Origin of the sequence: Synechococcus sp. CS-1328, assembly GCF_025128095.1 — a bacterium.
Taxonomy (GTDB): Bacteria; Cyanobacteriota; Cyanobacteriia; order PCC-6307; family Cyanobiaceae; genus CBW1002.
This window is the reverse complement of record NZ_JAHLYT010000023.1, coordinates 1-13,764: the sequence shown is the minus strand read 5'-3', so window position 1 is coordinate 13,764 and position 13,764 is coordinate 1. Positions and strand designations below refer to the sequence as shown.

The 13,764-nt window shown below is 69.6% G+C and carries 13 protein-coding genes; 10 read left to right on the top strand and 3 right to left on the bottom strand.

What is annotated here, in order from left to right:
• On the bottom strand, positions 1 to 736 hold a 736-nt coding region (locus KQ310_RS03560; protein WP_311134692.1), incomplete at its 3' end, for a DUF721 domain-containing protein.
• A gap of 82 nt (positions 737 to 818) precedes the next feature.
• Between KQ310_RS03560 and KQ310_RS03555 the strand changes: the two genes are divergently transcribed.
• From KQ310_RS03555 to KQ310_RS03535, 5 genes are all read left to right on the top strand, one after another.
• Positions 819 to 1,595: a PspA/IM30 family protein gene (locus KQ310_RS03555; protein ID WP_259720409.1), complete on the top strand. Its 777-nt coding sequence runs from the start codon at positions 819 to 821 to the stop codon at positions 1,593 to 1,595.
• Between the two features lie 99 nt (positions 1,596 to 1,694).
• Entirely contained in the window at positions 1,695 to 2,015 is a 321-nt protein-coding gene (locus KQ310_RS03550; RefSeq protein WP_259720408.1) for a co-chaperone YbbN, read from the top strand.
• Entirely contained in the window at positions 2,002 to 3,213 is a 1,212-nt protein-coding gene (locus tag KQ310_RS03545) for an aminotransferase class I/II-fold pyridoxal phosphate-dependent enzyme (protein ID WP_259720407.1), read from the top strand. Before KQ310_RS03550 ends, KQ310_RS03545 begins: the two co-directional genes overlap by 14 nt.
• The gene (locus tag KQ310_RS03540; RefSeq protein WP_259720406.1) at positions 3,210 to 4,043 is read left to right on the top strand and encodes a biotin--[acetyl-CoA-carboxylase] ligase; all 834 of its coding nucleotides are present in this window, start codon (positions 3,210 to 3,212) and stop codon (positions 4,041 to 4,043) included. The genes KQ310_RS03545 and KQ310_RS03540 overlap by 4 nt, the downstream gene beginning before the upstream one ends.
• A gap of 63 nt (positions 4,044 to 4,106) precedes the next feature.
• On the top strand, positions 4,107 to 5,276 hold the full coding sequence (locus tag KQ310_RS03535; RefSeq protein WP_259720405.1) for a M23 family metallopeptidase: 1,170 nt from the start codon (positions 4,107 to 4,109) through the stop codon (positions 5,274 to 5,276).
• A gap of 61 nt (positions 5,277 to 5,337) precedes the next feature.
• On the opposite strand, the gene KQ310_RS03530 is transcribed toward KQ310_RS03535, so the two are convergent.
• Positions 5,338 to 5,982 (bottom strand): ABC transporter ATP-binding protein, encoded by a 645-nt coding sequence (locus tag KQ310_RS03530; RefSeq protein ID WP_259720404.1) that lies wholly within the window; start codon positions 5,980 to 5,982, stop codon positions 5,338 to 5,340.
• A gap of 50 nt (positions 5,983 to 6,032) precedes the next feature.
• Entirely contained in the window at positions 6,033 to 7,592 is a 1,560-nt protein-coding gene (locus tag KQ310_RS03525; protein WP_259720403.1) for an NAD(P)H-quinone oxidoreductase subunit N, read from the bottom strand.
• Between the two features lie 168 nt (positions 7,593 to 7,760).
• Between KQ310_RS03525 and topA the strand changes: the two genes are divergently transcribed.
• The 5 genes from topA to KQ310_RS03500 all read left to right on the top strand — a co-directional run.
• The gene (gene topA / locus KQ310_RS03520; protein WP_259720402.1) at positions 7,761 to 10,565 is read left to right on the top strand and encodes a type I DNA topoisomerase; all 2,805 of its coding nucleotides are present in this window, start codon (positions 7,761 to 7,763) and stop codon (positions 10,563 to 10,565) included.
• Positions 10,562 to 11,104: a hypothetical protein gene (locus tag KQ310_RS03515; RefSeq protein ID WP_259720401.1), complete on the top strand. Its 543-nt coding sequence runs from the start codon at positions 10,562 to 10,564 to the stop codon at positions 11,102 to 11,104. Before topA ends, KQ310_RS03515 begins: the two co-directional genes overlap by 4 nt.
• An 82-nt stretch (positions 11,105 to 11,186) precedes the next feature.
• Positions 11,187 to 11,792 (top strand): DUF2232 domain-containing protein, encoded by a 606-nt coding sequence (locus tag KQ310_RS03510; RefSeq protein WP_259720410.1) that lies wholly within the window; start codon positions 11,187 to 11,189, stop codon positions 11,790 to 11,792.
• Positions 11,789 to 12,979 carry a nicotinate-nucleotide--dimethylbenzimidazole phosphoribosyltransferase gene (locus KQ310_RS03505; protein ID WP_259720400.1) on the top strand — a complete coding sequence of 397 codons (1,191 nt, stop codon included), beginning with the start codon at positions 11,789 to 11,791 and terminating at the stop codon, positions 12,977 to 12,979. The genes KQ310_RS03510 and KQ310_RS03505 overlap by 4 nt, the downstream gene beginning before the upstream one ends.
• A gap of 10 nt (positions 12,980 to 12,989) precedes the next feature.
• Positions 12,990 to 13,764: hypothetical protein (locus KQ310_RS03500; protein ID WP_259720399.1), on the top strand; the 775-nt coding region annotated here is incomplete at its 3' end.

Genomic DNA, 13,764 nt, shown 5'->3' with positions numbered 1-13,764 from the left:
CGGCCGCTGCGGTCGCTGCAGCCCGGGCCCGCTCCAGATCAGCGGCTGCAGCGGCCTCTGCCAGGGCCTGACGGCGGCAGAAGCTGCAGTGTCCCCAGCGCTCCATCTCCCCCAGAGGGGCCGGGCTGCCGCAACGGGGACAGACGCCGAGGCCATGCACATCGACGCGGCTGGGGTGCTGCGCCCAGGTCTCGGCTTCGATCGCGGTGCCCGCCGGCGGCAACGGCTGGGCGTGGTGTTGCTGCACCCGCAGATCGCGCACCGTGAAACCGGCGCCGCGCAGGGCACCGAGCAATTGATGGCGGTTGTATTGCAGGGCCTGCAGCCAGGGTCCCGGTGCCGCCCCAATGGTGAGCAGCCCCCCGTGGAAGCTGAGCGGCCGGCAGTGGGGGGCCAGCTGGGGACCGGCCAGGCGCGGCCACACCTGCCAGAGGGCAGCCAGCTGGCCCTCCTGCCGCCAGTGCTGCTGCAGGGCCTCCAGGCAGGTGGCGAGTGCTTCTGCCGGCGGGCGCGGCGGCGGCAGAAGCACCGAGACCGAGCCGATGCGGCGGCTGGTGGCGGCAGGGCTACGCGCCCGCCAACGGCTGCTCGCCGGCCGCTGTTGGCGGCCTGCCGCACTGAGCTTGCGGGACCGGCTCTCGCCGATCCTGGCGCCGTCCGGGGAGGGGCGGGAGTCGGACTGATTGGAATCTGGCGGCTCGCCTGCGGCAGCGAGCTTCCCGGTCTGACGGGCCATGGATCGAGCTTAGGTGTGGGCAACCGATCCAGAGTTCCCCAGCGATGCCCGCTACCCTCGGGCCTTGCCCCGTACATGATCCATGGGCTTTTTTGATCGGATTAGCCGCCTGCTGCGGGCCAACCTCAATGACCTGGTCAGCAAGGCGGAGGATCCCGCAAAGATCCTGGATCAGTCGGTCGCCGACATGCAGGACGACCTGGTGAAGCTGCGTCAGGCCGTGGCCACCGCCATCGCCTCTCAGAAGCGCATCCAGAACCAGGCCGAGCAGTCTGAAGCCCAGTCCAAGGTCTGGTATGAGCGGGCCGAGCTGGCCCTCAAGAAGGGAGAGGAGGATCTGGCCCGCGAGGCCCTGTCCCGTCGCAAGACCTACCAGGACACCGCCACGGCGCTGAACACCCAGCTGCAGTCGCAGGCGGGGCAGGTGGAGACCCTCAAGAAGAGCCTGGTGGCGCTCGAGGGCAAGATCGCCGAGGCCAAGACCAAGAAAGACATGCTCAAGGCTCGCTCCCAGGCCGCCAAGGCCCAGGAGCAGCTGCAGAGCGCCGTGGGCAACCTCGGCACCAACTCCGCCATGGCCGCCTTCGAGCGAATGGAGGAGAAGGTGCTGGAGCAGGAGTCGCGCAGCCAGGCGGCTGCCGAGCTCGCCGGTGCCGATCTCGAGAGCCAGTTCGCGGCCCTGCAGGGTGGCAACGACGTGGACGACGAGCTGGCGGCCCTGCGCAACCGCCTCGAAGGCGGCGCCTCAGCGGTTGGCCTGCCGCCTGCCGAAGGCCCCATGCCGCAGCTTGAGCCGGTCAAGGTGGCGGAAGTCGATGCCGACCTGGAAGAACTGAAGCGCTCGATCGACAAGCTCTGATCCAGGCAGACGATCTGATCCGGCCGGATCCATGGGCTCTGATCCGGCCGGATCCTCAGGCCCCGTCCATACAATCTCCCCAGCGTTCGTTCTGCCGCCGTGCCCGTTGCCGAGGTCACCGATGCCAATTTCGCAGCGGAGGTCCTTGGTGCTGAGGGGGCCGTTCTGGTCGATGTCTGGGCCCCCTGGTGTGGGCCCTGTCGCCTGATGGCTCCCCTGATGGACTGGGCCGCCTCCGAGTACGACGGTCGGCTGCTGGTGGGAAAGCTGGAGGCCGATCCCAATCCCGCCACCCGCGATGACCAGAAGATTCAGGGACTGCCCACCTTGATCCTGTTCCGCGCCGGCGTAGAAGTGGCGCGCCATGAAGGTGCCATGGCCAAGCCGCAGCTCAAGGCTTTCCTGGATGCCCATCTCTGAGCGTCTGTCGCTGCTGGGCAGCGGTGTCTTCGCCCGCAACGACAGCCGCAAGGCGGCCTACGTTGCTCGTCTGAATCAGGAGGCCGCCGGAGCAGGCGCGCCGTTGCCCCCCCTGCTCGACCTCTCGCTCGGCTCCACGGACCTGCCACCCCCGCCTGCGGCGATCAGCGCGATGGCCACAGCCCTGCAGCGGCCCGACAGTGCCGCCTACTGCCTGCATGCCGCCACCCTGCCGTTCCGCGAGGCTGCCGCCGCCTGGGCGGAACGCCGCTTCGGCGTGGCCGTGGATCCGGAGCGGGAAGTGCTCCTGTTGGTCGGTTCGCAGGAGGGCACGGCCCACCTGCCTCTGGCGGTGCTGAATCCAGGCGACCAGGCCCTGCTGCTGGATCCCTATTACCCCTCCCACCGGGGCGGCCTCCACCTGGCTTCAGCCAACCCGGTGTTCCTGCCCCTCGACCCGGCGCGGGACTGGCGGCCAGACCCTGAGCAGCTCTCCTCCAGCCAGTGGCAGGCCTTGAAGCTGATGGTGCTGGGCTTTCCCCACAACCCCACCGCCACCACCGGCGCCCAGGACTGGCTCGATCCCTTCGTGGACCGCGCCCTGCGCCACGACATCGTGCTGGCCCACGACAACCCCTACGTGGATCTGGCGCTTGAGGGGGAGGCTCCGGCCCTGCTGCGCCACCCCGGCTGGCGCAGCTGCGGCATCGAGTTCTTCTCCCTCTCCAAGAGCTGGTGCCTGGGGGGATATCGCCTGGCCTTTGCGATCGGAGCCGAGTGGCTGATCACGGCCCTGCGTCAGCTCAAGGGAGTGGTGGACTTCAACCAGTCTCTGGCGTTGCAGGCCGGAGCGATCGCTGCCCTGGAACAGGAGCCCCACTGGCCCGAGCGCCTGCGAACCGTGTACCGGGAGCGGCGCGATCGCATGGCGACAGCCCTGGAGGCGGCGGGCTGGCCGGTGCGGCGCCCCTCGATGGCCCTCTACCTCTGGTTGGCCTTGCCACCGGCGGCAAGACCCCGCAGTTGGGATTCAGAAACCTTCGGCGCCGCCCTGCTGGAGGCCACCGGCGTGGCCCTCACTCCCGGCAACGGCTTCGGGGCGGCCGGTGAGGGGTGGCTGCGCCTGGCCCTGGTGCATCCCAGCGAGGAGCTGGAGGCCGGTGCGGCCCGCATCGGGGCCTGGTTGCGGCAGCTGTGAGCCTTCGGGCCCGACGCCCGCCCCTAAGTGCCGCCGCCGTGCTGCAGGCCCGCCGGCGGCTGCAGCACGGCCAGCCCGATCCCGCGGCCTTTCCCGACTGGTGGCTGCGCCATCGAACCGTGTGCGCCAGCACCGAGCGGGAACTGGAGGCCTGGCTGACGGTGGTGCCACCCCAGAGCGCCAGGTCGGCGGCATTCGCGCCGCGGGCGGTGCTGGCCTCCCGGCAGCGGTTCGGCAAGGGGCAACGGGGACGCCCATGGCAATCGCCGGCAGGTGGGGTGTGGCTCAGTGCCGCCCTGCCCTGGGCGCTGCCGCCACCCCGCGGCGCGGCGGTGGGCCTGGCGGTGGCAGTGGGCCTGGCCCTGGAACTGGAGGCCCTGGGCCTGACGGTGCAGCTGAAATGGCCCAACGATCTACTGGTGGAGGGGCGAAAGATCGCTGGCCTCCTGCCTCGCCTGCGGCTGCGGGGCGAGCAGGTTCGCTGGGCCCAGGTTGGGGTGGGCCTGAATGGCATCAACCCGGTGCCGCCGGGGGCCATTTCCGTGGCAACGGCCCTGGCGGCGACCCAGCCGAGCTGGCGCGGCAGCGCCGCCGCCCGGGCCACCAGTCCTGCCGGCCTGGCGGCCCGGCTGCTGCGGGGCCTGGACTGGGCGGCGACCCACGCCCTGGCTCCGGGTCGGGTGCTGCGGCAAGCGCGCCAGCGGCTGCTGCTGCCTGCCGCGCCGGTGCTACACGGCGGTGTGGCCTGGCAGGCAGTGGATCTGGCCACGGATGGCAGCCTGGTGCTGCAGCGCGGTGCGGAGCGCACCCTGCTGCAACGACGGTTCTGAGTTCAGGGTGTCTGCCCGGGCTGCCTAAACTCAACATCTCTGCCCTTTGCCTGATTGCTGCCGGTGCTCTCCGCCAAGACCCTGATTGCCATGGCGGCGCTGCTGCCCCTGACGGCCGCCGGCCTCGCATGGGGTCAAGCCACCTCACCCACTGAGAGAGGCAGCGCAGCCGAACTTTCAGCGCCGACGGCGCCGGCAGCTCAGCCGATTGCTCCGCCATCCGCCGCAGCTCCTGAGCCGGCCACCGCTCCGGCCCGTGTCCTGCCGGCACGGCCGATCACGGCCCTCGATCCCCAGCCGCTGCGCCCCGCCCCCCAGGCCACCCCAGCCCGAGCGCCGAGCCGCTTCGATACCTCCCTCGATGCCCTGGTGCGTCAGGGTGTGGTGACCTCAGCCGAGCGGGACAGGGTCCGTTCAGCGGGCTCGCTGCATCCCCAGGCGGTGCCGGCCCATCAGCAGGCCTGCCGCAGCGGTGCTCTCTCCGCCCAGGAATGCAGCAGCGGCCTGGTGGTGCGGTGGCGCGGTCGTGGCTCCGAAAGCCAGATTGCTGGCCTGGAGCAGGGCGGCTTCGCGCGGATCGGCGGTGATGGCCAGCCGCTGCCGCCGCTCACGGTGCCCGTGTCGGCGCTGCTGGCGGGCCCTGACGGCAGCTTCAGCCTGGCCCAGGTGTTCCGTGTCACCCCCCGGCCAGCCCCGATTGCCGGGAATGGCAACCGCCGACTGCTGTTCCCTCTGATCGGGTCGGCGGTCACCAGCAGCGGCTTCGGCTGGCGACTGCACCCGCTCCTGGGCAACTGGCTGATGCACGCCGGGCGCGATCTGGCGGCACCGGAGGGAACGCCGGTGGTGGCAGCGCTGGCGGGCCGGGTGGTGAGCAGTGGCCCCGCCGGCGGCTACGGCCTGGCGATCGAAGTGGAGCACGACCGCCCCCGGCGCCGCTCGCTGTACGGCCACCTCTCGGAGCTCTACGTCAAGCCCGGCGATCAGGTGCGGCAGGGTGAGGTGATCGGCCGGGTGGGCAGCACCGGCATGAGCACAGGCCCGCATTTGCACTTCGAGCTGCGTCTTCCCCAGGACGGCGGCTGGGTGGCGGTCGACCCTGGCGACCTTGATCCAGGCGGAGCCGCCGTGGGCAGCGATGCCATCGCCCTGCTGATGGGCCAGCTGCTGCAGACCCTGGAGCGGCCGGTTCCCCAGGCCGGACCGGGCAGCTCCGCCAGCAAGGCGAGCTGAACCGAACCGGCTCGGTGCCGCGGTTGGATTGGCCGCGGTGGGATTAGCCGCAGTGGAATTCTCAGTCGGCGATGTGGCCGTCGCAAAAATGCACCACCCGATCGGCCCGGGCTGCCACGTCGTCTTCATGGGTCACCATCACCACGGTCATGCCCTGGCGGTGCAGGTCATCGAAGATGTCGAGCACTTCGGCCGTGGTGTGGGAATCAAGTGCCCCGGTGGGTTCATCGGCCAGCAGTAGGGCCGGTTGGTTGATGATCGCCCGCGCGATCGCGACCCGCTGCTGCTGACCTCCCGAGAGCTGGTTGGGCCTGTTGTGCAGCCGTGCGGCGAGTCCTACCCGCTCCAGGGCATGGCGGGCACGCTCGCTCCGCTCCGCCGTTGGGATTCCCGCGTACACCATCGGCAGCACGACGTTGTCGAGGGCGGTGAGGTTGGGCAGCAGGTGGAACTGCTGAAACACAAAGCCGAGTTCGCGGTTGCGTAGATCGGCCAGCTGGTCGTCGTCGAGCTGCTCGACCGGAGTGCCATTCAGCCGGTAACTGCCGCCGCTGGGGCGGTCGAGGCAGCCAATGATGTTCATCGCCGTGCTCTTGCCGGATCCGGAGGCTCCCATCACCGCCAGGTAATCCCCGCGGTTGACGGTGAGGCTGAGGTCGTCGAGGGCACGGACCTCCTGATCACCGACGCCGTAGATCTTGCTCACATGATCCAGGCTGGCGACGGGAGCGGTTCCGCCAGGTTGGGATGACACGCTCAACCGATCGCGTGCATCAGGATCGGCGTGCCTGCCACGGTGCTGTTGGCCCAGGTGAACAGGGGGTTGGAGAGCACCCCGCCCACGGCAGTGGCGAGCAGGCAGGTGATCAGGGCGGCACGAAGCGGTTGCAGCCCGGCGAGATTCCAGCTGATCTCCGGGTAAGCCTTCACGACATCCGAGGCTTCCTGGGGCTCCTTGACCACCATCATCTTGATCACGGAGATGTAGTAGTAGATCGACACCACGGAAGTGACCAGACCCACCACAACCAAAAGGTACTGGTGATCAGCCCAGCCGGCAAAGAAGAGGTAGATCTTGCCGAAGAAGCCGAGCATCGGCGGGATGCCACCCAGCGACAGCAGGCAGAGGCTGAGGCCGAGGGTGATCAGCGGATCCTTCTGATACAGACCGGCGTAATCGGCAATCCGATCACTGCCGGTACGCAGGGAGAAGAGGATGATGCAGGCGAAAGCGCCCAGGTTCATGAACAGATAGGCCGCCATATAGAGCACCATCGCGGCGAAGCCATCTTCGGTGCCGCAGACCAGCCCGATCATCACGAAACCGGCCTGTCCGATGGAGCTGTAGGCCAGCATCCGCTTCATCGAGGTCTGGGCCAGAGCCACCACATTGCCGAGCACCATGCTCAGCACCGCCAGGACCGTGAACAGAAGTTTCCACTGGGCATCGAAGCTCTCGAAGCAGCCCACCAGCAGGCGCAGAGCCAGGGCAAAGCCGGCAGCCTTGGAGCCCACAGAGAGAAAGGCCACCACCGGAGTGGGTGATCCTTCGTACACATCTGGTGTCCACTGGTGGAACGGCACGGCGGCGATCTTGAAGGCCACCGTGGCCAGAACGAACACCAGGGCCAGGGCTGTGACCGGAGAGGCACTCGTCTGCAGAGCGGACGCCACCTCGGTGAGGCTGGTGCCACCGCCGGTCAGGCCGTAGAGAAGCGAGGCGCCGTAGAGAAACACGGCCGCCGCCGCTGAACCGACCAACAGATATTTCAGGGCCGCTTCAGAACTGCGGGCGTCGCGCTTCATGTAGCCCGACAACAGATAACTGGAAACTGACAGGGTTTCCAGAGAAATGAAGATGCTGACCAGATCCGTGGCGCCACACAGGAACATGGCCCCCAGGGTGGCGGCCAGCAGGATGGCGGCGTACTCGCCCACCGGGGTGCCGCTTTGCTCCACGTAGCGCCAGCTCAGCAGCAGCGACAACAGGGTGGAGGCCGCCACCACAGCACGGAACGCGATCGCCAGGTTGTCTGCCAGGAAAGAGCCGAGGAAGGCGGGATCCTGCGGACCATCCCATTGCAGGGCCAGCAGCACGAGGGCCGTGCCAAGACCCGCGTAGCAAAGAGGGGGAACCCAACGGCTGGCTGCTTTCTCGCCCGCCAGGTCAACCAGCAGACAGGTCAGCAGGGCAATCAGCACAGCCGCTTCCGGAGCGATCGCACCGGCATGGAGCTGCAGGCTCAGCCCAGGAGAGAACGCAGCCGTCGAGACACTGTCCGCCACGGCGGGAGGAAGAACACCGGGCAGAAACATCGCGGCAACTGACGAGGGACGAGATCCGGTGCTGCGGACTGTAGCCGCGTCGCTTGGTAGCCACGGCACGCTCACGAAGGGTTCCTCACAGGGGGCCCATGAGGGAGCGACACACGGCGGTCGGCTGGTCGATGCGATAAAGAGGGAACCGGTCCCCGTCGCGTCTCTGTGGCCCACACCCTGGTCATCGTCGAGAGCCCCACCAAGGCCCGCACGATCCGTGGCTTCCTGCCCAAGGACTTCCGGGTGGAGGCCTCGATGGGTCACGTGCGTGACCTGCCCAACAACGCCAGCGAGATCCCCGCAGCCCACAAGGGCGAGAAGTGGGCCAACCTGGGGGTCAACACGGCCAATGCCTTCGAACCGCTCTACGTGGTGCCGAAGGACAAGAAAAAGGTGGTCAAGGAGCTCAAGGAGGCCCTCAAGGGCGCTGATCAGTTGCTGCTGGCCACGGACGAAGACCGGGAAGGCGAGAGCATCAGCTGGCATCTGCTGCAGCTGCTCGGCCCCAAGGTGCCGGTGAAGCGGATGGTGTTCCACGAGATCACCAAGGAGGCGATCGGCCGGGCCCTGGACCAGACTCGCGAGCTCGACATGGAGCTGGTGCACGCCCAGGAGACGCGGCGCATCCTGGATCGGCTGGTCGGTTACACCCTCTCCCCCCTCCTGTGGAAGAAGGTGGCCTGGGGGCTGTCTGCCGGACGGGTCCAGTCGGTGGCGGTGCGCCTGCTGGTGCAACGCGAGCGAGCGCGGCGGGCCTTCCGCAGCGGCAGCTACTGGGACCTCAAGGCCAAGCTCGCCCAGGCCGGCAGTGGCTTCGAGGCCAAACTCACCCACCTGCGCGGCGAAAGGATCGCCGGCGGCAGTGACTTCGACGAAACCACCGGCGCTATCAAGGCCGGCAGCACGGTGAAGCTGCTGGCCGAGGACGAAGCCCGCCAGCTCCAGGACGCCGTGCAGGCCGCCCCCTGGCAGGTGAAGGCGGTGGAGGAGAAGCCCACGGTGCGCAAACCCGTGCCCCCCTTCACCACCAGCACCCTGCAGCAGGAGGCGAACCGCAAGCTGCGGCTGTCGGCCCGCGAGACCATGCGCGCCGCCCAGGGCCTCTACGAACGGGGCTTCATCACCTACATGCGCACCGACTCGGTGCACCTCAGTGATCAGGCCATCACCGCCGCCCGCAGCTGCGTCAGCGAGAAGTACGGCAAGGACTACCTCAGCCCGGCACCGCGCCAGTTCAGCACCAAGGCCCGCAACGCCCAGGAGGCCCACGAGGCGATCCGGCCGGCCGGCGAACGGTTCCGCACCCCCAGCGACACCCGTCTGGACGGCCGCGATCTGGCCCTCTACGAGCTGATCTGGAAACGCACGGTGGCCAGCCAGATGGCCGATGCCCGTCTGACGATGCTGAGCGTGGAACTGGAGGTGGCGGCCGGCGGCAGCCTCGGCACCGCCAACTTCCGCGCCGGTGGCAAGCGGATCGACTTCGCCGGCTTCTTCCGGGCCTACGTGGAGGGATCCGACGATCCCGATGCCGCCCTGGAGGGCCAGGAAGTGCTGCTGCCGGCCCTGGCGGTGGGCGACAGCCCGTCCTGCACGGCCGTGGAGGCCCTCGGCCACCAGACCCAGCCCCCCGCCCGCTACAGCGAAGCGGCCCTGGTGAAGATGCTGGAAAAGGAGGGCATCGGTCGCCCCTCCACCTACGCCTCGATCATCGGCACGATCGTCGACCGGGGCTACGCCACCCAGCAGGGCAACGCCCTGATCCCCAGCTTCACCGCCTTCGCCGTGACCGGACTGCTGGAGGAGCACTTCCCGGATCTGGTGGACACGAGCTTCACCGCCCGCATGGAGAACACCCTCGATGAGATCTCCCACGGCAAGGTGTCCTGGCTGCCCTATCTCGAGGCCTTCTACAAAGGCGAAACCGGCCTGGAAACCCAGGTGCAGCAGCGGGAAGGCGACATCGACCCCGGCATCTCGCGCACGGTGGAGCTGGAGGGCCTGCCCTGCGTGGTGAGGATCGGCCGCTTCGGCGCCTACCTCGAAACCAAGCGCGTCAGCGAAGACGGCAGCGAAGAGCTGCTCAAGGCAACCCTGCCCCAGGAGATCACCCCCGGCGATCTCGATGCGGAAAAGGCCGAGCTGATTCTCAAGCAGAAGGCCGAGGGGCCCGAATCGCTGGGGGAGGATCCCGAAACCGGAGAAGCGGTGTATCTGCTCTTCGGCCAGTACGGCCCCTACGTGCAGAAGGGCCAGGTGAGCGACGAGAACCCCAAGCCCAAACGGGCCTCCCTGCCCAAGGGCGTCAAGCCGGAAGAGCTCAGCCTCGCCGATGCCCTGGGCCTGCTGCGGTTACCGCGGCTGCTGGGGGAGCATCCCGATGGCGGCAAGGTGCAGGCGGGTCTGGGACGCTTCGGTCCCTATGTGGTGCACGACAAGGGCAAGGGTGAAAAGGACTACCGCTCCCTCAAGGCCGAAGACGACGTGCTCACCGTTGGGCTGGAGCGGGCCATGGAGCTGCTGGCCATGCCCAAGCGCGGCCGCGGTGGCCGCACGGCGCTGAAGGATCTGGGCACGCCCGAGGGCGCCGAGGAGGCCATCCAGGTGTTCGATGGGCCCTACGGCCTCTATGTGAAGCAGGGCAAGGTCAACGCCTCCCTGCCGGAAGGCAGCACCGCCGAAACGATCACCCTGGAGCAGGCCGTGGAGCTGCTGGGGGCCAAGGCGGCCAGCGGCAAGGGCAAGGGCCGCAAGGCCGCGGCTGCTTCCAAGAGCACTGCAACCAAGACCGGTTCCACCAAGACGGGCACCGCCTCCAAGACAGGCGCCGCCAAGAGCACAGCCGCTGGCAAAGCGGCCGCCAGCGGCACAGCAGCAGCCAAACCAGCGGCGAAAAAGCCCCCCGCCACCACCAAGACCGGTCGCCTGCGGGCCAGTGCCGTGCGGGTGATCAAGGCGGCCGGCAGTTGAACACCCCCGCTCACGGCCCCATCCGGCCCCTGCTGGCGGCAAGCCTGCTGGCCTTGCTGGCCGGCGGCTGCAGCGGCTCCCCCTTCGGGGCTCGCCTGGCAGGCAGCTTCCCCGGTGCCTCCAGCACTGCCGGCACAAGGCAGGAAACACCGGTGCTGACCACTCCTGTGCCGGCTGACCAGACAACGACAGGCCAGGGCAAGACGGCACCACCGACCCCAGGCCAAGCCAGGACTGACCCGTCCAAGACGGCCTCCGCCCCAGCCGATCCATCGGCTGGAACCGCCGCTGCCGATGGAGCCGGCATCAAGCCAGCCGGCAAGGGATCCAGCGGAGTGCGGCCCTCCACCCCGGCTCCCTACCGGGTCACGATCCAGCTGCCCCAGGCCGATCCCGCCGCTCCGGCCGAGGCCCTGACGCAGGCTCTGCGCGCCGCCGGTCTCTCGTTTGAGGTGGAGAGCATCGAGCGGGTGCCGGCAGCTGCCCCAGCAAGTGCCCCGGCCGCTCCGGTCAGCACCCCGGCGCCCGCCCCCCGATGAGCCCCCCTTCCGCAGCAGCCCGTTGAGTCGTCTCCCCGTGCGCAGCAATCCGCCCCTCAGCCAGCGCCAGGCCCGCCAGCTGATGGAGACCGCCTACCTGGCCGCCGCCACGGCGCTGCTGTGGATGGCGCTGTATTACCTACCGGTGGGCAGTCCCCTCTTCCGCCTCGCCCTGCCCCTGCCGCTGGCCCTGCTGCAGCTTCGCCATGGCTGGCGTTGCGCCAGCGAGGGCGTGGTTGTCACGGCGTTGCTGCTGGTGGCCCTGATGGGCCCGATCCGGGGCCCCCTGGTGCTGTTTCCCTATGGCCTGCTGGCCCTCTGGCTGGGCTGGGGCTGGCGGCGCCAGGCCAGCTGGTGGCTCACCTGGCCGGTGGGGGCGTTGATCGGCGCGGCCGGCTTTCTGGTGCGCGTGGCGGTGCTCTCGGTGCTGGTGGGAGAAAACCTCTGGGTGCTGATCACCACCGCCGCCGCCGGCCTGCTCGAGCGAATCGGCGGCCTCCTGGGCATGGGGGCGGGCTTCGAGTTGCTGCAGGTGCAGCTGGCCGCCCTCCTGCTGGTGCTGATCCAAAACGTGATCGTGGTTCTGGCCCTGCATGCCGTGGCCTACTGGATCTTTCCGCGGCTGCAGTCGCCGATCGGCGAACCCCCTGAGGCCCTGCGGGCCCTGGTGGCCCTCGATCCGCTGTGATCCGTCGCCTGGCGGGCCAGGCCGGCGTCGCCCAGCTCTGGCTGGAGCAGTTCACGCAGAACTGCCGGGCCAGCGAGGTGCTGCTGCTGCTGGCCGCCACCGAGACGGCAGCAGTGCCGGGAATTTCCGCCGCCGGTGCCACTCCCGCCTCCCGGCGGCGCACGGCAGCGGCAGATGCGGAGCTGCTGCTGCTCGGCCCCGCCGCACACCGTCCCCATGCCCTGCCGCCGCTGCCGGCCGGCGTCAGTCCGGCCCTGATCGGCCATGTGGTGCTGCAGACGCTGGGCATCGATCCGCTGGTGGTCGACCTGGGCTGTCCTGTGAGGCCGGCGGTGCCGCATGTGCGTCTGCCAGGGGCCAGCGGCCCGGCGGCCTGTCTGAGCAGCGGCCGCGCCATGGAGCGGCGGCGGGTGGAGCAGCTGCTGGAGCTGGGCCGGACCTGGGGCCGGCGGCTGGGAAGAGCCCCCCTGGTGATCGCCGAATGCGTGCCTGGCGGCACCACCACGGCCCAGGCGGTGCTGACGGGGCTGGGGGTGGCCGCTGAGGGCCTGGTGAGCGGCAGCCTGCATCAGCCTGCCCATGCGCTCAAGGCGACTCTGGTGGCCCAGGGACTGGCCCGTGCGGGCCTGGAGCATGGACCGAGCGATCCGGTGGCTGTTCTGGCGGCGGTGGGGGATCCGATGCAGCCGCTGGCGGCGGGCCTGGTGCTGGGGCTGCTTCAGGGGCTGGGCCAGGAGCTGGGGCTGGGGCTGGGGCAGGGCCTGGGCCAGGCATCCCCATCCCATACCGCACATCCTCCGGTACTCCTGGCCGGAGGCAGCCAGATGGCGGCAGTGCTGGCCATCGCCCTGGCGCTCACACCGGCCGATCAGCGCGCCCACCTGGTGGACCGGGTGGCGCTGGGCACCACCGCCTGGGTGGCGGCGGAGGCAGACAGCGATCTGCAGGAGCTGCTGAGGCGCATCGGCGCGCGCTGGCAGGTGCAGCCCCTGGCCTTCGCCTCAGAGCTGCGGTTCCACAACTGCCGCCAGCGCGCCCTGCAGGACTACGAGCACGGCTACGTCAAGGAAGGGGTGGGGGCCGGCGGCCTGGCCATGCTCTGGTCGCTGAGCGGCGGCCATCTGGAGGGTCTGGCGGCCGCCTGCGACCAGGCCTGTGGTCTTCTGCTCGAGGAGGGGCGCCTCTAGGGTCGCCACGATGGGCAACGCAGCAGAACCAACCCCGGCTGCACGGGCTTCCAGGCCGGTCTCCGGCTGGAGCCGGCGCCAGGTGCTGCTGGGGGCAGGCCGGGGGGCCCGCACCCTGGCGGCGGGCTCACTTCTGGCACCGCTGCTGGCCTCCTGCCAGCGCGCTGATGGACCGCTGCTGCTCTCCGGACGCGGCGAGCTACCTGCCGCCTGGTTGAAACAACTCCAGGATCCCTGGCGCTCGCAGCTGCTGGAGGATCCGGCCGCCGTGCTCGGCGCCCTCTCCAAGGCGGCCCTGGTGCAGCTGAACGATGGCTGGGCCACCAGCCTGCCCCCCTCCCGCTGGCAGCCCCTGGCAGCTCCGGCCCTGCTGGCCAGGCTCACACCGGAAGCAGCCCTCGTGAGTCGCCTGTTCCAGGCGGAAGGGGCGCCGGCCCTGGCCTATCCCTGGGCCTTCACCCCCTGGGTGCTGGTGCTGCGCAGCCGGCCTGATCTGGCGGCCCGCAGCCGCGAGGGCTGGTCGCTGCTGTTCGATCCCAGCCTGCGGGGCAAGCTGGTGCTCCCCTCCAGCCCGCGGCTGGTGATGCAGCTGGCGGCAGGCGGGCCGGAGGCGATCGCCGTGGATCTGGATCGCCTACGGGAGCTGCGGCGTCAGGCGCTCGCCCACGACGACCGCGACGGCCTCAACCTGCTGCTGGCGGGGGATGCCGAGGCGGCGGTGCTGCCCGCCCAGCGGCTGATTCCCCTGCTGCGCCGCGATCCACGGCTGCGGATCCTGCTGCCGG

Bases quoted from the DNA above. Each gene is read 5' to 3' on its own strand.
- KQ310_RS03510 (WP_259720410.1), top strand. From the start codon at position 11,187: ATGGAGACCGCCTACCTGGCCGCCGCCACGGCGCTGCTGTGGATGGCG.
- KQ310_RS03525 (WP_259720403.1), bottom strand. From the start codon at position 7,592: ATGTTTCTGCCCGGTGTTCTTCCTCCCGCCGTGGCGGACAGTGTCTCG.
- KQ310_RS03545 (WP_259720407.1), top strand. From the start codon at position 2,002: ATGCCCATCTCTGAGCGTCTGTCGCTGCTGGGCAGCGGTGTCTTCGCC.
- KQ310_RS03555 (WP_259720409.1), top strand. From the start codon at position 819: ATGGGCTTTTTTGATCGGATTAGCCGCCTGCTGCGGGCCAACCTCAAT.